Below are 17,934 nucleotides of genomic sequence, written 5' to 3' on the forward strand. Positions count from 1 at the left end.
AGGTTGTGTGACCGGCTAGGACATCGCGGGGCTCGGGGTCTCGCTGCCGCTCGGTGGCGGTGACGAGCCCCCGGGGTCTGCCGGGGTCGAGGTCACCGAGGCCGTGGGGGTCGGGGTGGGCTCGGGGTCCGGCGAGGACGGTGGCGGGTCGCTGGGGGGCGGGGTGGCGGGCGCCGAGGTCGTCGGGTGCGGGTTCGGGGGCGGGGCGCTCGGGCGGGGCGGGCCCGGTGCGGGTGCCGGTGGGTTCAGCGGGGTCGGGTCCGGGGGTGTGGGCGCGGTGCCGTACCCCTCGATGGAGACGACGGCGGACGCGGGTGCGATCGACACCCGCGCGCTCCAGTGACCGGCCGGTTCGCGCAGAGGGTCGACGTACACCTTGATCGTGAACGACTCGCCCGGCCGCAGCGTTCCCGTCGAGCGGCTCGGATACAGCCAGGACGCCCCGGTGGACGCCGTCCAGCGCACGGGTGTGTGCCCGGACGCGGTGAGGGTGATGAGCGTCGTGTCGCCGTCGCTGGTGGCCTCCACGGTGAGCAGGCCCGGGCTCTCCTTCGCGCCGGGGACGGCGCTGACGACCTCCACGGAGACGTCCGGTGAGCCTGCGTCCTTCCTGAGGAGGCCGGCGTCGGGGCCGGTGCCCGCGTTGCCCGCGTTCCCGGCGTTCTCGTAGCCGCCGCCCGCGGCCTCGCCGTCGAGGATGTCGGGGCGCTGTGCCTCGCTCGCGGTGGCCGCCCGGTCCCCCGGGGCGCCCTCGGCGGTCATCGGGGCCCCGCGGTAGGCCGCCCAGAGGGCGAGCACGGGGGCGGCGACCACGGTGGCGACGACGGTGGTCGTGACGGCACGCGCGCGGAGACGGTCCCTTCGGGCGGCGCGGTCCTTGGGGTCCATCGGGAAGCCACGCCGGTCGAAGCGCGGAGCGGCGGCGCCCCGCGCGCGCGGGAGGTGTGCCATGGCTACGTGCAGGGCCGCGCGGGGCGCCTCCAGGACGGGCAGTTCGGCGGGCGTGACGGTGGCCCCGGGCCAGTGGCCGGGGACGGCCCGCTCGGCGGTACGGCGACACCGCGGACAGTCGTCGACATGCCGGACCAGTTCGCGGCGCAGTGCGCTGCTGAGCACCAGCTGGTGATCGCCGGTGAGGCGGGCGACGCTCGGACAGGCGCCGGTCTCGACGACGGCGAGGGCCGCGCGGGTGCGTTCGACCTCGCAGGCGGCGGAGGCCAGCAGTTCGCGGGCGGCGGTGGCGTCCATGCCCAGGACGGCGGCGACCTCGTGGGCGGCGAGCTTGTGGCGTACGGCCAGTTCGAGCGCCTCGCGCTGCTCGGGGGTGGTGCCGGCGGCCTCCGGCCAGGCGAGCTGGGCCAGTTCACGGCGGTGCTCCTCCTGGGCCTCCTCGGAGACGGGTACCGGGGAGGAGGCCTCCTGGGGGGCGGGGGCGGACGCCTGCCGCTTGCCGCGCCGCCCTGCCGCGTGCGTGCTCTGACGTTTCTGCTTGGCCTCGGCCAGCTTGCGCAGACAGGCCCAACGGGCCAGGGCGTACAGCCAGGCCCTGCGGTCGCCGGAGGACTCAGGGTCGCGCGGGCTGCGGCGCTCGGCGAGCGCGAGGACGTCCCCGAGGGCGGCGGTGGCCGTGTCGTGGTCGCACAGGACGGACAGGCAGTAGGTGAACAGGCCGTCCAGATACGGCTCGTAGCGCGCGGGCGGGCGCTGGACCAGCGTGCGCCCCGCCGCCCGGTCGCGCGCCTCACGGTGCGCCCGGTGTGCGCCGGTGCTGCGGGTCGGGGTTTCCGGACTGCTGCTCATCACCCGTGCGACCGTAGGCGTCTTACGACGACCCCTTCTCCCACCTTGAGCACATTTAATCCGTACGGGTGAAACGATCCCTCAATAGGGGACAGGAACCCCGGATTCCGTGGCTCGTTCGCGATGTGACGTGGCCGATTCACGCCGGGGGCGCACGTTCCGGCACCGGTCGCCGACGGCGGGGAGAGGCCGGTACCAGTGACCCGGGGCCGCGGTGTCAGTGGTGCCGGATACGGTTCGTCCCATGGCTGCCCGTACGAAGACCGCGAAGGACCGACCGTCCTACCGCTGCACCGAGTGTGGCTGGCAGACGGTCAAGTGGCTCGGCCGCTGCTCCGAGTGCCAGGCGTGGGGGACGGTCGAGGAGTACGGCGCGCCCGCGGTCCGTACGACGGCACCGGGCCGTGTCACCACTTCCGCGCTCCCCATCGGCCAGGTCGACGGCCGCCAGGCCACCGCCCGCTCCACCGGCGTACCCGAGTTCGACCGCGTGCTCGGCGGCGGACTGGTCCCGGGGGCCGTGGTCCTGCTGGCCGGTGAACCGGGCGTCGGCAAGTCGACCCTCCTCCTCGACGTGGCGGCGAAGTCGGCGAGCGACGAGCACCGCACGCTCTACATCACGGGTGAGGAGTCCGCGAGCCAGGTCCGGCTGCGCGCCGACCGCATCAAGGCGATCGACGACCACCTGTACCTCGCCGCCGAGACGGACCTCGCGGCCGTCCTGGGCCACCTGGACGCCGTGAAGCCGTCCCTCCTGATCCTCGACTCCGTCCAGACCGTCGCCTCGCCCGAGATCGACGGCGCCGCGGGCGGTATGGCGCAGGTCCGTGAGGTCGCCGGGGCGCTGATCCGGGCCTCCAAGGAGCGCGGCATGTCCACGCTCCTGGTGGGCCATGTCACCAAGGACGGCGCGATCGCCGGACCACGCCTCCTGGAGCACCTGGTGGACGTGGTCCTGTCCTTCGAGGGCGACCGCCACGCGCGCCTGCGTCTCGTCCGGGGCGTCAAGAACCGCTACGGCACGACGGACGAGGTCGGCTGCTTCGAGCTGCACGACGAGGGCATCACGGGCCTCGCCGACCCGAGCGGCCTGTTCCTGACTCGGCGCGCCGAGCCGGTGCCGGGCACCTGTCTGACCGTCACCCTGGAGGGCCGCCGCCCGCTCGTGGCCGAGGTCCAGGCGCTGACGGTCGACTCGCAGATCCCGTCCCCCCGCCGCACGACCTCAGGCCTGGAGACGTCCCGGGTCTCGATGATGCTCGCGGTTCTCGAACAACGGGGCAGGATCAGCGCGCTCGGAAAGCGGGACATCTATTCGGCCACAGTGGGCGGAGTGAAGCTCTCCGAGCCCGCCGCGGACCTCGCGATCGCCCTCGCGCTGGCCTCCGCCGCGAGCGACACCCCGTTGCCCAAAAACCTGGTCGCGATCGGCGAAGTGGGCCTCGCGGGCGAGGTCAGAAGGGTGACGGGGGTCCAGCGCCGACTGGCCGAGGCCCACCGTCTGGGCTTCACCCACGCCCTCGTTCCGTCGGACCCCGGCAAGATCCCCGCCGGTATGAAGGTCATCGAAGTCGCCGACATGGGGGATGCTCTCCGGGTGCTCCCGAGGTCGCGTAGGCGAGAGGCCCCACGGGAGGAGGAGGACCGCCGGTAGACTTTGCCCAGGTCTCGCCCGTGCGTACGAACCCAGAGTGCGAAACGGGAGCACCCCAGAACCTGCGACCGGAGGAGTGCAGTGGCAGCCAACGACCGGGCAGCAGCTCCCGGAAAGTCCGGTGGGAGCTCCGGTGCCGATGGCCTGATGCGCGCCTCACTGAGCGCCGTGGCACCTGGCACGGCGCTGCGCGACGGGCTTGAACGGATTCTCCGCGGCAACACCGGCGGACTCATCGTGCTCGGCTCCGACAAGACCGTCGAGGCGATGTGCACGGGCGGTTTCGTCCTGGACGTCGAGTTCTCGGCGACCCGGCTGCGCGAGCTGTGCAAGCTCGACGGCGGCATCGTGGTCTCGTCGGACCTGTCCAAGATCCTGCGGGCCGGCGTCCAGCTGGTCCCCGACCCGACGATCCCCACCGAGGAGACGGGCACCAGGCACCGCACCGCCGACCGAGTGTCGAAACAAGTCGGCTTCTCGGTCGTCTCGGTCTCCCAGTCCATGCGCCTGATCGCGCTGTACGTGGACGGCCAGCGCCGTGTCCTGGAGGACTCGGCCGCGATCCTGTCCCGCGCGAACCAGGCCCTGGCGACCCTGGAGCGCTACAAGCTCCGCCTGGACGAGGTCGCGGGCACGCTCTCCGCGCTGGAGATCGAGGACCTGGTGACGGTCCGGGACGTCTCCGCGGTCGTCCAGCGCCTGGAGATGGTCCGCCTCATCGCGACGGAGATCGCCGAGTACGTACTCGAGTTGGGCACCGACGGACGCCTCCTGGCCCTCCAGCTGGACGAGTTGATCGCGGGCGTGGAGCCGGAACGCGAGCTGGTGGTCCGGGACTACGTCCCTGAGCCGACCGCCAAACGCTCCCGCACGGTCGACGAGGCGCTCGCGGAACTCGACGCGCTGAGCCACGCCGAACTCCTCGAACTCTCCACGGTGGCCAAGGCCCTGGGCTACACGGGCTCACCCGAGACCCTCGACTCGGCGGTCTCCCCCCGCGGCTTCCGCCTCCTGGCGAAGGTGCCGCGCCTGCCCGGCGCGATCATCGACCGCCTGGTGGAACACTTCGGCGGCCTCCAGAAGCTGCTGGCGGCGAGCGTCGACGACCTCCAGACGGTGGACGGGGTCGGCGAGGCGAGGGCGCGGAGCGTGCGGGAGGGCCTGTCGCGGCTGGCGGAGTCGTCGATCCTGGAGCGGTACGTGTAGGTGGGGGGGGCCGGAGAGAGTCCCGGGGGGACTTGCTCAGTCCTCCAGTCCTCCAGTCCTCCAAGTCGTTCAGTCGTTGTCGAGTACGAAGGACGTCTGGGCCTTGGTGAACCCCTGGGCCTGTGCCTCGACCAGGTAGGTGCCGGCCGTCGCCGTCGCTGTCCCCGCCCCCGGTGTGGCGCACTCGGGGGCGCTCGCCTTGCGGTCCCACTCGAAGGTGTACGTGATGCTGTCGCCGGCCGAGACCCGGAACAGCAGACCTGACGTGTCCTTGGGGCAGTCGTCCGAGGACCAGATGTCGTCGTCGCTGCTCGCCTGCGTGATCGTCACCACGGCCGACTCCGGGCCGAGGTCGATCTTGCAGTCGTTGGCGGAGGAGTTCTTGGCGACCAGCTGGAAGGTGGGCGTCTCGTCGGGCGCGTACGAGTTCTGGACGCTGCGCAGGCTCAACTGGACGATGCCGGGGGTGCAGTTGGGCAGGGTGGAACCGGCCGGAAGGGTGTCGCCGCTGCCTACGCTGCCGTTGACGCCGTCGTCCGTGCCGGTGCCGCCGCCTGTCCCGGCGGACCCGCTGCTGCCACCGGAGCCGGCCGAACCTTCCGATCCGCCCGAACCAGTTGAGCCTCCGGAAGCAGAACCGGAACCGGAGCTGGAGCTTGAGCCGCCGGTGTCCGTGCTCCCCGACTCGTCGCGTCCGCCCGGGGCTTGACTGATCGCGGGGCCCGAACCTGACGGGCCCGGGGTGATCGTCTGCACGGGGTTCTTGCCGTTGGCGCCGTCCGTGCTCTTGTTCCCGCCTCCGCCGCCGGAGGCGACGACCCAGACGACCAGCAGCGTCAACAGGGCGAGCACAGACAGCAGAACGGCCCTCCGTCGCCAGTAGATGGAGGAGGGAAGCGGCCCGACCGGATTGCGCATAGATCCCACGGCGCAAACTGTACGAGAGATCGGACCGTGCACTCGCCCCACCCGCCGCCGGGCCCACAACTTTTCCGGATCATCATCCCGGCGAACTCCTCCGAATGCCGAGCCAGTTCACGCCCCCGCCGCCCCTACCCGTCCCATCCCTGGGGGCTGCCGCCCCCAGACCCCCGCTTCGGCCTGAACGGCCTCGTCCTCAAACGCCGGACAGGCTGGGGGTGCCTGAGGTCGGCCTCGTCCTCGAATGCCGGACAGGCTGGGGGTGCCTGAGGTCGGCCTCGTCCTCGAATGCCGGACAGGCTGGGGGTGCCTGAGGTCGGCCTCGTCCTCGAATGCCGGACGGGCTGGGGTGCCGGGGTTCGCCTTGCAGCCTCCGCGCCGGTCACCTCGGCCAACCCGCTTTTCTGCTGGGGGTCCGGGGGTTATCCCCCGGGAGACGCAGTCAGCCCGTCCGGCGTTTGAGGACAAAGGGAGGGGGGTCTGGGGGCGCAGCCCCCCGGTGATGGGAACGGGTAGGGGCGGCGGGGGCGAAAACAACCCCGTCCGCACCGCACCGCACCGCATCGCACACCCCCGCACCCCCACATGGCAGGATCGAACCCGCCATGACTGCGCCCACGAAACCCCCGCACCGCGACGCCGACACCCCCGCCACCGACCTCCACTCCCCCGTCATCGACTGGTTCGACGAGCACGCCCGAGACCTCCCCTGGCGCCGCCCCGACGCCGGCCCCTGGGGCGTGATGGTCAGCGAGTTCATGCTCCAGCAGACCCCCGTCAGCCGCGTACTGCCCGTCTACGAGCAGTGGCTCGCCCAATGGCCCCGCCCCGCCGACCTCGCCAAGGACGCCCCCGGCGAAGCCGTCCGCGCCTGGGGCCGCCTCGGCTACCCCCGCCGTGCCCTGCGCCTGCACGGCGCCGCGGTCGCCATAACCGAACGCCACGGCGGCGACGTACCCACCGACCACTCCCAGCTGCTCGCCCTGCCCGGCATCGGCGAGTACACCGCCGCCGCCGTCGCGTCCTTCGCCTACGGCCAGCGGCACGCCGTGCTGGACACGAACGTCCGCCGTGTCTTCGCCCGCGCCGTCACCGGCGTCCAGTACCCCCCTAACGCCACCACCGCCGCCGAACGCAAGCTCGCCCGCGCCCTGTTGCCGGACGACGAGCGGACGGCCGCCCGCTGGGCCGCGGCCTCCATGGAACTCGGCGCGCTCGTCTGCACGGCCAGGAACGAGACCTGCCACCGCTGTCCGATCGCCGCCCAGTGCGCCTGGCGGCTCGCCGGGAAGCCCGAGCACGAGGGGCCGGCCCGTCGCGGTCAGACGTACGCGGGCACGGACCGCCAGGTGCGCGGCAAGCTGCTCGCCGTACTCCGCGAGGCCCACACCCCCGTACCGCAGGCGGCACTCGACCGGGTGTGGCACGAGCCGGTGCAGCGCGCGCGGGCTCTGGACGGCCTCGTCTCGGACGGTCTGGTCGAGCCCCTGCCGGGCGGGCTGTACCGCCTGCCGCACAGCTGAGACACATCCCGGGACACAGACTCGGCCTTCCGTAACGCGTCAAACACTCCTCCCCCACCCCTCAAATCACCCCACAACACCACCAATTACCCCTCCCGCTTACCCCTTCCCTACTTCCGTTACACAACCGACGGACAGCCGCGCGCTCCCCGCAGGCTGGCTCGGACAGCTCCGTGACAACCCCTCCGTAGCTTCATCCCTGTACAGACCACAGGGCAGTGAAAGCCGGCCGGCAGGCGGGTCGGAAACGGGGATCGGAGGCGGTTGGACATGACGCAGCAGGGCGAGGTGCTCGAATTCGAGGAGTACGTCCGCACACGGCAGGACGCGCTGTTGCGCAGCGCCCGTCGACTGGTCCCCGACCCCGTCGACGCCCAGGACCTGCTACAGACGGCGCTCGTACGGACGTACGGCCGCTGGGACGGCATAGCGGACAAGCGGCTCGCGGACGCCTACCTCCGCCGGGTGATGATCAACACCCGGACCGAGTGGTGGCGGGCACGCAAGCTGGAGGAAGTGCCCACCGAGCAGCTTCCGGACGCGTGCGTGGACGACTCCACCGAACAGCACGCGGACCGCGCCCTCCTGATGGACGTCATGAAGGTGCTCGCACCCAAGCAGCGCAGTGTCGTCGTGCTGCGACACTGGGAGCAGATGTCCACGGAGGAGACGGCCGCCGCCCTCGGCATGTCGGCCGGAACGGTCAAGAGCACGCTGCACCGGGCGCTCGCCCGGCTCCGGGAGGAGCTGGAGGCCCGCGATCTGGACGCACGCGCGCTGGAGCATGAGGAGCGGGAGCGTTGCGCGGCCTAGGCACAGGGGCGACCGGTCCCGGGGTCCCACGGGCACAGCCCCGGACAGGGGCAGGGACGGATTCGGGCGCGGACCCATCCTCAGGTCCGGGTCCGGGTAGCGGTCCCGATCCGGGTGCGGGCTCACGGGGGTGGCAGGGGCACGGCTCGGGGCTGCTCGTGCACCCGGCTCCGTCCGCTCCTGCCCGGCGGGCTTTTCAGGCGGTGATCACGGCGACGGCCGTGCTCGCCGCCCTCGCCCTTTTCGTCACCGCCTGCGCCACCGGCGGCACCGGCGCCCGTGACGAGGGCCCGGCCGGCGCCGACGCCGTCGCGGGCAAGCTGAACCCCACGCCCTCGCCCTCCGCGTACGCCACGACGGACGACGTGGACGGGGTCAGGCTCGTCATGGACGACCCGGGGGTCGCGACCTCGGTCAAGCGTGCGCTGAAGCCGTGCGTCGGGGACGAGTACCCGGTCGACGTGTCGTACGGCGATCTGACCGACGGGGCCTCGGACGACGTCGTCGTCAATGTCATGACGTGCAGCGATGCCGTGGGCGTCGGTTCGTACGTGTACCGCGAGGCGGGCAGCGGCACCGGCTACCGGAACGTCTTCCGGGCCGAGGAGTCCCCCGTCTACGCGGAGATAGACCGGGGCGACCTGGTGGTCACCAAACAGGTGTACAAGAAGGACGACCCGGTGACGAGCCCGTCGGGCGAGAATGTGATCACCTACCGGTGGACGGCGGGCCGCTTCACCCTGGAGTACCGCACGCACAACGAGTACAGCAGCGCGGTCGACGGCGACACCGCACCGACGACGGACTCCAACTGACCCGACACACGACCTGACGCACAAGACGCACAAGACGAGAACTGAGAGCACCGGGATGGCAGACCAGACCCACGTCCTCTTCGTCGAGGACGACGACGTCATCCGCGAGGCCACCCAACTCGCCCTGGAGCGGGACGGCTTCGCGGTCACCGCCATGCCCGACGGGCTGTCGGGCCTGGCGGCGTTCCGCGCGGACCGCCCCGACATCGCCCTGCTGGACGTCATGGTCCCGGGCCTCGACGGGGTCAGCCTGTGCCGCCGTATCCGCGACGAGTCCACCGTGCCGGTGATCATGCTGTCGGCGCGCGCCGACTCGATCGACGTGGTCCTTGGCCTGGAGGCGGGCGCCGACGACTACGTCACGAAGCCGTTCGACGGTGCCGTCCTGGTCGCCCGGATCCGCGCGGTGCTGCGCCGCTTCGGTCACGCGAGCGGCCCGAACGCGGCGGGCGCGGAGGGTGGGGCGCCCGTGACCGGCGGAGTCCTCGTCTTCGGTGACCTGGAGATCGACACCGAGGGCATGGAGGTCCGCAAGGAGGGCCGGCCGGTGGCCCTGACGCCCACCGAGATGCGGCTGCTGCTGGAGTTCTCGTCCGCGCCGGGCACGGTCCTCTCCCGCGACAAGCTCCTCGAACGCGTGTGGGACTACGGCTGGGGCGGGGACACCCGCGTCGTCGACGTCCATGTGCAGCGGCTGCGTACGAAGATCGGCCAGGACCGGATCGAGACGGTCCGCGGCTTCGGCTACAAGTTGAAGGCCTGAGCGGACCCATGGGCGCAAGAGGAACCAGGATCAAGGGCCTCAGGGGCATCACAGGCCTTACGGGGATCCACACGGGGCTTCGATGGAAGCTGAGCGCCGCCATCGCGCTGGTCGGCGCGCTCGTGGCGGTGACCCTCAGTCTGGTCGTGCACAACGCGGCCCGGGTCTCGATGCTGGACAGCGCGCGCGATCTCGCGGACGAGCGCGTCCTGATCGGGCAGAGCAACTACAACCTGTCGGGGCGGCCCAACTTCCCCGGCATCAAGGTCGACGACCCGAACCTGCCGCGGGAGCTGCGGGAGAAGGCGGCGGAGGGCCGCCGGGCGACCTATGTGACCGACCGGCCGGACGGGGTGCCGGACATCTGGGCGGCCGTACCGCTCAAGGACGGCCACATCATGTCGCTGCACACCGGGTTCACCGACCGCAGCACGGACATCATGGCCGACCTCGACCAGGCGCTGATCATCGGCTCGATCGCGGTCGTCCTCGGCGGCAGCGCGCTCGGGGTGCTCATCGGCGCCCAGTTGTCGCGGCGGCTGAGGAAAGCGGCGGCGGCAGCGAACCAGGTCGCCAGAGGCGAGACGGACGTACGGGTACGGGACGCCATCGGCGGTGTCGTACGGGACGAGACCGACGACCTCGCCCGGGCGGTGGACGCGATGGCGGACACGCTTCAGCAGCGCCTGGAGGCGGAACGGCGGGTCACGGCGGACATCGCGCACGAGCTGCGTACGCCGGTGACGGGACTGCTGACAGCGGCCGAACTCCTCCCTCCCGGCCGGCCGACGGAGCTGGTCCTGGACCGGGCGAAGGCGATGCGCACGCTGGTCGAGGACGTCCTGGAGGTGGCCCGGCTCGACGGGGCGTCGGAGCGGGCGGAGTTGCAGGACATCATGCTGGGTGAGTTCGTGGCGCGGCGGGTGATCGCGAAGGACCCGGAGATCGCCGTACATGTGGTGCACGAGTCGGAGGTCACGACGGATCCGCGTCGGCTGGAGCGGGTGCTGTTCAACCTCTTGGCCAACGCGGCGCGCCACGGCAAGGCGCCGATAGAGGTGTCGGTGGAGGGCCGGGTCATCCGCGTCCGTGACCACGGTGCGGGCTTCCCGGAGGACCTGCTGGCGGACGGCCCGAGCCGCTTCCGCACGGGAAGCAGCGACCGCTCGGGCCACGGCCACGGCCTCGGCCTCACGATCGCCGCGGGCCAGGCCCGCGTCCTGGGCGCCCGCCTCACGTTCCGCAACATACGCCCCCCGGGCGCCCCGGAGGACGTCCCCGCAGAGGGCGCGGTAGCGGTCCTGTGGCTCCCGGAACACGCCCCGACCAACACGGGCAGCTACCCGATGATGCCCCGCCCGAAGCCCTGAGTTTCGCCCCCGCCGCCCCTACCCGTCCCATCCCTGGGGGGCTGCCGACCCCAGACCCCCCTTTCGGCCTGAAGGGGCCTTGTCCTCAAACGCCGGACGGGCTGGAGGGTGGTGGCGGTCGTCGGGTGGGTGGGAAGTCGCGCTGAACGCGCTCGTCCTCAAACGCCGGACGGGCTGACTGACTCAGCCCGTCCGGCGTTTGAGGACGAGGCCCCTTTCAGGGCCGTAGCGGGGGTTCGGGGGCGGCAGCCCCTGAGGGATGGGAACGGGTAAGGGCGGCGGGGGCGAACCTCACACCACCTCAGCCACAGCCCCCTTGGCTGCCCCCGGACGAGAACCCTCGTCCCCGTCCCTCTTCTCAGGCCCCGCCCCCTTCAACGGAACCTCCTTCACGAACACCGCCGCCACCAGCGCGACGACCGCCACCGAGGCCCCCAGCAGGAACGCCGAGTGCGTCCCGGAAGACACCGCGTACTGGTACGCCTCCCGCGCCGCCGCCGGCAACTTCGCCAGGCTCGCCGCATCCAGCTGAGCCGACTGCTCGGTCACCTTGGACCCCAGCGCCCCGGCCCGCTCGGTCATCACGTCCTGGACACGGCTGTTGAACAGCGCCCCCATGATCGCGACCCCGAACGACGCCCCGAGCGTCCGGAACAGCGTGGCCCCGGAGGACGCGACACCCATGTCCTTCATCTCGACGCTGTTCTGCGCCACCAGCATGGTGATCTGCATCAGACAGCCCATACCGGCACCCACGATCGCCATGTACACACCGGACGTGACCCGCGAGGTCCCGGTGTCCATCTGTGCGAGCAGGAACAGCCCCACGATCATCAGCACACTGCCGACCACCGGGAACACCTTGTACCTGCCACTGCTCGTGGTCACCCGCCCGGCGATCATCGACACGACCATCATCGCGCCGAGCATCGGAAGCAGCAGCAGCCCCGAGTTGGTCGCGGACGCACCCTGCACGGACTGCTGGTACAGCGGCAGGAACAGCACCGCACCGAACATCACGAACCCGGTGACGAAGCCGATGACCGACATCAGCGAGAAGTTGCGGCTGCGGAATATGTGCAGCGGCATGATCGGCTCGGCGGCCTTGGTCTGCCAGAACACGAACCCGACGAGCGAGGCGACGCCGATCCCGATCAGCTCCATGATCCTGGCGGAGCCCCACGCGTACTCCGTACCGCCCCAGGTGGTCACCAGAACGATCGCCGTAATGCCGACGGTCAGCAGCGCCGCACCCGGATAGTCGATCCGCGTCTGCGCCCGCTTCTTCGGCAGATGCAGCACCGCGCTGATGGCGACGAGCGCGACCACGCCCAGCGGCAGGTTGATGTAGAACGACCAGCGCCAGCCCAAGTGGTCCGTCAGCGCTCCGCCGACCAGCGGTCCGCCGATCATGGCGAGCGCCATCACGCCGGCCATCATGCCCTGGTACTTGCCGCGCTCACGCGGCGGAATCAGGTCCCCGATGATCGCCATGACCCCGACCATCAGACCACCGGCGCCGAGCCCCTGGACGGCCCGGAAGCCGATCAGCTGCCCCATGTCCTGGGCCATACCGCTGAGCGCCGACCCGATCAGGAAGAGCACGATCGACGTCATGAAGACGCCCTTGCGCCCGTACATGTCGCCGAGCTTGCCCCAGATCGGGGTGGAGGCGGCGGTCGCGAGCGTGTAGGCCGTCACGACCCACGACAGGTGTTCGAGCCCGCCCAGTTCACCGACGATCGTCGGCATCGCCGTACCGATGATCATGTTGTCCAGCATCGCGAGCATCATCGCGATCATGAGCGCGAGCAACACCACCCGCACACTCCGCGGCTGCTTGCCCTGCTCGCCCCGCACGTCGGCCCCGTCCGGCCGGTCCTCTGCCACCTGTGTGTCCGCCATCGTCTCCGACCCACTCCCCCACGTACTCCTACTTACTTGCCGCCCGGCAAGTTGACTACACTGGGGAAGCTAGACCTCTAACTAGCCGGGCGTCAAGTAAGTTTTACCCCAAGGGCGCCCACCAGGGCATTCAGAAGCAGGAGTACGAGCAATGGACCGCACCAAGCAGCGCCGCCGCGGGGACACCCGCCAGCGCATCCAGGACGTGGCGCTCGAACTCTTCGCCGAACAGGGCTACGAGAAGACCTCGCTGCGGGAGATCGCCGAACGCCTCGATGTCACGAAGGCGGCGCTCTACTACCACTTCAAGACCAAGGAAGAGATCATCGTCAGCCTGTTCGAGGACCTGACGAAGCCGATCGAGGACCTGATCGAGTGGGGCAGGCAGCAACCGCACACCCTCGACACCAAGCAGGAGATCGTCCGCCGCTACAGCGAGGCGCTCGGCAAGGCGGCGCCGCTCTTCCGCTTCATGCAGGAGAACCAGGCGACGGTACGGGACCTGAGCATCGGCGACACGTTCAAGACGCGGATGCTCGGCATGCGGGAGATCATCATCGATCCGGACGCCGCCCTGGTCGACCAGGTCCGCTGCATCAGCGCGATGTTCACGCTGCACGCCGGGATGTTCGTCCTCCAGGACCTCGCGGGCGACGCGGACGAGAAGCGCAAGGCGGTCCTGGAGGTGGCGATCGGCCTGGTCACCCAGGCCCACGAGGGCACGGAACAGCCGTAGATCACGGCCCCCCAGCCCTCCGTCAGACAGTCACGCCCTTGGCCCGCAGAAACGCCACCGGGTCCACGGCGGAGCCGTAGTTCGCGGTCGTACGGATCTCGAAGTGCAGGTGCGGGCCGCTGGAGTTGCCCGTGTTGCCCGACAGGGCGATGCGCTGCCCGGTGGCCACGACCTGGCCGACCTTCACGTTGATCTTCGACAGATGGGCGTACTGCGAGTACGTGCCGTTGCCGTGCTTGATCACGATGGCGTTGCCGTACGCCGACCCGTCACCGGCGCCGTTGCCGCCGGCCTTGACGACGGTGCCGCCGTGCGCGGCGAAGACCTTCGTACCGCTCGGCACGGCGAAGTCCTGGCCGGAGTGCTTGGACGACCACATGTTGCCGGCCTGGTTGAAGCTGGCGCTGAGCGTGTACTTCTTGACCGGGTCCACCCAGGAGGCGGCCTTCTTGGCGGCGGCCTGGACCTGGACGGCACTCGCCGTCGTACCGGTGTCGGCGGCGGCCGCGATCCCGGCCGTGCCCAGCACGACCGACGCCGCGAGCCCTGCGGCCAGAACGGAGATACGGGAAACACGGGCGGTGGCGCGCTTGAGCATCGAAACCTCATGGGGACGGGGACAGGAAAACCACCCGGCACAGGCGACCTCGCCGGATGGGAAACCCCTTGGTACCCCCGCCCCCCACCCATCCCCAAACCCCTGCTCTACGGCACAAGGTAGTAGTTCAACGCAAATTTACCTACTTATTGACAAAGCACCCCAAGCCGCCGCACCGCGCAAACCATCCTCCAACCACCCCGTCACCCACTAATCGCCCTAGTAACGGACATTTCGCCTGTGCATCATGTCACCGGCCCACAGGGCCGGAGGGCGGCGACTGTGACGCGCGCAATGGGACCCACGCCACCCCGACCGCGAGCCGAACAAACCCCCTCCGACTACTGGCATCTCGCCGCTACCCGTGAGTAATGTTCCCTTCCCACCCGCGCCACTCACTCCCGCAAGCATGCCCCTGACATCTACAGGCCCTGGCACCGCACGGACCTACGTGAGAGGACCCCCATCCCGATGACAAGAGGCTCCTGGACGCCCTGGACGCGCCGTATCGGCCTGACCGCGGTCGCGGCTGTCGCCGCGGTGACCCTGGTCGGCCCCGGTACCGCCCAGGCCGCGACCACCGCGTCCACCACGGCCGTGACAGCCGCCGCGGACGTCGACTACGCCACCTGGCAGGCGGACTGCCAGGCCGTGATGGACCAGGCACTGCCCTATCTGAAGCAGCGCATCGCCGCCGCCTCCACGGGCGAGAAGCCGGCGATCGTCTTCGACATCGACAACACCACCCTGGAGACCGACTTCGGCTTCAGCTACCCGTCGCCGGCCAACGCACCCGTGCTGAAGGTGGCCCAGTACGCCCAGGAGCACGGCGTCGCCCTGTTCTTCGTCACTGCGCGCCCGGACATCATCAAGGCCCTGACGAAGTACAACCTCACGTACGTCGGCTACGACGTCACCGGGCTGTACGTCCGCAATCTGATCGACCTCTTCAAGAACGTGGCCGACTACAAGACCGCGCAGCGCGTCGACATCGAGTCGAAGGGCTACACGATCATCGCCAACATCGGCAACAGCGCCACCGACCTGTCGGGCGGCCACGCCGAGAAGACGTACAAGCTCCCGGACTACGACGGCCAGCTGTCGTAAACGGACATACGTAAGGGGGCCGGTGCCTTGACAGGCACCGGCCCCCTTACGGAGTGAGGCTTACGCCTCCTTGCTCAGGTTCGGCCCGGCACCGCCGGCCGCCTGCTCGATCGGCGGGACGTCGGGCAGTGCCGACTTCTCCTCGCCGCGGAAGGTGAAGGTCGCCGCCTCACCCTCGCCCTCCGTGTCGACGACCACGATGTGACCGGGGCGCAGCTCGCCGAAGAGGATCTTCTCCGAGAGCGTGTCCTCGATCTCGCGCTGGATCGTGCGACGCAGCGGGCGGGCGCCCAGGACAGGGTCGTAACCCTTCTTGGACAGCAGCTCCTTGGCGGCCTGGGACAGCTCGATGCCCATGTCCCGGTCCTTCAGGCGCTCGTCCACCTTGCCGACCATCAGGTCGACGATCTGGAGGATGTCGTCCTGCGTGAGCTGCGGGAAGACGACCACGTCGTCGACGCGGTTGAGGAACTCGGGCCGGAAGTGCTGCTTTAGCTCGTCCGAGACCTTGTTCTTCATGCGCTCGTAGTTGGACTTCTTGTCACCGGAGGCCGCGAAGCCCAGGTTGAAGCCCTTGGAGATGTCCCGCGTGCCGAGGTTGGTCGTCATGATGATGACCGTGTTCTTGAAGTCCACGACCCGGCCCTGGGAGTCGGTCAGGCGACCGTCCTCCAGGATCTGGAGCAGCGAGTTGAAGATGTCCGGGTGGGCCTTCTCGACCTCGTCGAAGAGGACGACGGAGAACGGCTTGCGGCGGACCTTCTCGGTCAGCTGGCCGCCCTCTTCGTAGCCCACGTAACCGGGGGGCGAACCGAAGAGCCGCGACACCGTGTGCTTCTCGCTGAACTCCGACATGTCGAGGGAGATCAGCGCGTCCTCGTCACCGAAGAGGAACTCGGCGAGGGCCTTGGACAGCTCGGTCTTACCGACACCGGACGGGCCGGCGAAGATGAACGAACCACCGGGGCGCTTCGGGTCCTTCAGACCGGCACGCGTACGGCGGATCGCCTTGGAGAGCGCCTTGACGGCGTCCTTCTGGCCGATGACCCGCTTGTGGAGCTCGTCCTCCATGCGCAGCAGGCGGCTCGACTCCTCCTCGGTCAGCTTGAAGACCGGGATGCCGGTGGCGGTCGCGAGGACCTCGGCGATCAGCTCGCCGTCGACCTCGGCGACGACGTCCATGTCGCCGGCCTTCCACTCCTTCTCCCGCTTGGCCTTCGCGGCGAGGAGCTGCTTCTCCTTGTCACGGAGAGAGGCGGCCTTCTCGAAGTCCTGCGAGTCGATCGCGGACTCCTTGTCCCGGCGCACACCGGCGATCTTCTCGTCGAACTCGCGCAGGTCCGGCGGAGCGGTCATCCGGCGGATGCGCATCCGGGAACCGGCCTCGTCGATGAGGTCGATCGCCTTGTCGGGCAGGAACCGGTCCGAGATGTACCGGTCGGCGAGCGTCGCCGCCTGCACCAGGGCCTCGTCGGTGATCGAGACGCGGTGGTGCGCCTCGTACCGGTCGCGCAGGCCCTTGAGGATCTCGATCGTGTGGGGGAGGGAAGGCTCCGCCACCTGGATCGGCTGGAAGCGGCGCTCGAGGGCCGCGTCCTTCTCGAGGTGCTTGCGGTACTCGTCGAGCGTGGTGGCACCGATGGTCTGGAGCTCACCGCGGGCCAGCATCGGCTTCAGGATCGAAGCGGCGTCGATGGCGCCCTCGGCGGCACCCGCACCCACGAGCGTGTGCAGCTCGTCGATGAACAGGATGATGTCGCCGCGGGTGCGGATCTCCTTGAGGACCTTCTTCAGGCGCTCCTCGAAGTCACCGCGGTAGCGGGAGCCGGCGACCAGCGCGCCGAGGTCCAGGGTGTAGAGGTGCTTGTCCTTGAGGGTCTCGGGCACCTCGCCCTTGACGATGGCCTGGGCGAGACCCTCGACGACGGCGGTCTTGCCGACGCCGGGCTCACCGATCAGGACCGGGTTGTTCTTCGTACGCCGGGACAGCACCTGCATGACCCGCTCGATCTCCTTCTCGCGCCCGATGACCGGGTCGAGCTTGGACTCACGAGCGGCCTGGGTGAGGTTCCGGCCGAACTGGTCGAGGACCAGGGACGTCGAGGGGGTGCCCTCCGCGGGGCCGCCGGCGGTGGCGGTCTCCTTGCCCTGGTAACCGGAGAGCAGCTGGATGACCTGCTGCCGCACCCGGTTGAGATCTGCGCCCAGCTTGACCAGGACCTGGGCGGCGACGCCCTCGCCCTCACGGATCAGGCCGAGCAGGATGTGCTCAGTGCCGATGTAGTTGTGGCCCAGCTGAAGGGCCTCGCGGAGCGACAGCTCCAGGACCTTCTTGGCACGGGGAGTGAAGGGGATGTGACCGGACGGCGCCTGCTGGCCCTGTCCGATGATCTCCTCAACCTGCTGGCGGACCGCCTCAAGCGAAATGCCGAGGCTCTCCAGGGCCTTTGCGGCGACACCCTCACCCTCGTGGATCAGGCCCAGGAGGATGTGCTCGGTGCCGATGTAGTTGTGGTTGAGCATCCGGGCTTCTTCCTGAGCCAGGACGACAACCCGCCGCGCGCGGTCGGTGAACCTCTCGAACATCGTTAATCGCTCCTCAGAGCGGTCAGGCAGTAAGGGGACGCTCCCCTCCCTGTCCTTCCGCAGCTTAGTCCCGCAAGCGGGGACCGCTCATTCCAACTGCCGACACCGGACCGAGAACCAACACAGCCTCCTGACCC

14 protein-coding genes are annotated in these 17,934 nt (G+C 69.9%); 9 read left to right on the plus strand and 5 right to left on the minus strand.

Features of this window, described 5'->3' with window-relative positions; translation table 11 throughout:
* Window positions 1–15: 15 nt before the first annotated feature.
* Window positions 16–1,803, minus strand: a complete 1,788-nt coding sequence (locus OG787_RS19945) for a BACON domain-containing protein (RefSeq protein ID WP_405535914.1) — start codon at window positions 1,801–1,803, stop codon at window positions 16–18.
* Window positions 1,804–2,044: 241 nt separating this feature from the next.
* Here OG787_RS19945 and radA point away from each other — a divergent pair, with 241 nt between their 5' ends.
* Window positions 2,045–3,454 (plus strand): DNA repair protein RadA, encoded by a 1,410-nt coding sequence (radA, locus tag OG787_RS19950; protein WP_405535915.1) that lies wholly within the window; start codon window positions 2,045–2,047, stop codon window positions 3,452–3,454.
* 81 nt (window positions 3,455–3,535) lie between these two features.
* Window positions 3,536–4,660: a DNA integrity scanning diadenylate cyclase DisA gene (gene disA, locus OG787_RS19955; protein WP_235475871.1), complete on the plus strand. Its 1,125-nt coding sequence runs from the start codon at window positions 3,536–3,538 to the stop codon at window positions 4,658–4,660.
* A 69-nt stretch (window positions 4,661–4,729) separates the two neighbouring features.
* On the opposite strand, the gene OG787_RS19960 is transcribed toward disA, so the two are convergent.
* Window positions 4,730–5,587, minus strand: coding sequence for a hypothetical protein (locus tag OG787_RS19960; protein WP_405535916.1), 858 nt, complete (start codon window positions 5,585–5,587; stop codon window positions 4,730–4,732).
* 599 nt (window positions 5,588–6,186) lie between these two features.
* Between OG787_RS19960 and OG787_RS19965 the strand changes: the two genes are divergently transcribed.
* From OG787_RS19965 to cseC, 5 genes are all read left to right on the plus strand, one after another.
* Entirely contained in the window at window positions 6,187–7,104 is a 918-nt protein-coding gene (locus OG787_RS19965) for an A/G-specific adenine glycosylase (protein WP_369034053.1), read from the plus strand.
* A 270-nt stretch (window positions 7,105–7,374) separates the two neighbouring features.
* Complete coding sequence (locus OG787_RS19970; protein ID WP_369034054.1) at window positions 7,375–7,917, plus strand: SigE family RNA polymerase sigma factor; 543 nt, start codon at window positions 7,375–7,377, stop codon at window positions 7,915–7,917.
* A 203-nt stretch (window positions 7,918–8,120) separates the two neighbouring features.
* Window positions 8,121–8,732 carry a hypothetical protein gene (locus OG787_RS19975; protein WP_405535917.1) on the plus strand — a complete coding sequence of 204 codons (612 nt, stop codon included), beginning with the start codon at window positions 8,121–8,123 and terminating at the stop codon, window positions 8,730–8,732.
* Window positions 8,733–8,787: 55 nt separating this feature from the next.
* Window positions 8,788–9,495 (plus strand): two-component system response regulator CseB, encoded by a 708-nt coding sequence (gene cseB, locus OG787_RS19980; protein WP_235475875.1) that lies wholly within the window; start codon window positions 8,788–8,790, stop codon window positions 9,493–9,495.
* Window positions 9,496–9,503: 8 nt separating this feature from the next.
* Window positions 9,504–10,865 carry a two-component system sensor histidine kinase CseC gene (cseC, locus tag OG787_RS19985; RefSeq protein WP_369034056.1) on the plus strand — a complete coding sequence of 454 codons (1,362 nt, stop codon included), beginning with the start codon at window positions 9,504–9,506 and terminating at the stop codon, window positions 10,863–10,865.
* Between the two features lie 291 nt (window positions 10,866–11,156).
* On the opposite strand, the gene OG787_RS19990 is transcribed toward cseC, so the two are convergent.
* Window positions 11,157–12,770 (minus strand): MDR family MFS transporter, encoded by a 1,614-nt coding sequence (locus OG787_RS19990; protein ID WP_369034057.1) that lies wholly within the window; start codon window positions 12,768–12,770, stop codon window positions 11,157–11,159.
* A gap of 151 nt (window positions 12,771–12,921) precedes the next feature.
* Here OG787_RS19990 and OG787_RS19995 point away from each other — a divergent pair, with 151 nt between their 5' ends.
* On the plus strand, window positions 12,922–13,506 hold the full coding sequence (locus OG787_RS19995) for a TetR/AcrR family transcriptional regulator (RefSeq protein ID WP_369034058.1): 585 nt from the start codon (window positions 12,922–12,924) through the stop codon (window positions 13,504–13,506).
* A gap of 22 nt (window positions 13,507–13,528) precedes the next feature.
* Here the strand turns inward: OG787_RS19995 and OG787_RS20000 are convergent, their stop codons facing one another.
* Entirely contained in the window at window positions 13,529–14,104 is a 576-nt protein-coding gene (locus OG787_RS20000) for a M23 family metallopeptidase (RefSeq protein WP_369034059.1), read from the minus strand.
* A gap of 471 nt (window positions 14,105–14,575) precedes the next feature.
* On the opposite strand from OG787_RS20000, the gene OG787_RS20005 reads away from it, so the two are divergent.
* Window positions 14,576–15,211, plus strand: a complete 636-nt coding sequence (locus tag OG787_RS20005) for an HAD family acid phosphatase (protein ID WP_369034060.1) — start codon at window positions 14,576–14,578, stop codon at window positions 15,209–15,211.
* Between the two features lie 60 nt (window positions 15,212–15,271).
* Here the strand turns inward: OG787_RS20005 and OG787_RS20010 are convergent, their stop codons facing one another.
* Window positions 15,272–17,797 (minus strand): ATP-dependent Clp protease ATP-binding subunit, encoded by a 2,526-nt coding sequence (locus OG787_RS20010; protein ID WP_235475881.1) that lies wholly within the window; start codon window positions 17,795–17,797, stop codon window positions 15,272–15,274.
* Between the last annotated feature and the right edge of the window lie 137 nt (window positions 17,798–17,934).

It is taken from the genome of Streptomyces sp. NBC_00075, from assembly GCF_045041225.1.
Classification (GTDB): Bacteria; Actinomycetota; Actinomycetes; order Streptomycetales; family Streptomycetaceae; genus Streptomyces; species Streptomyces adonidis.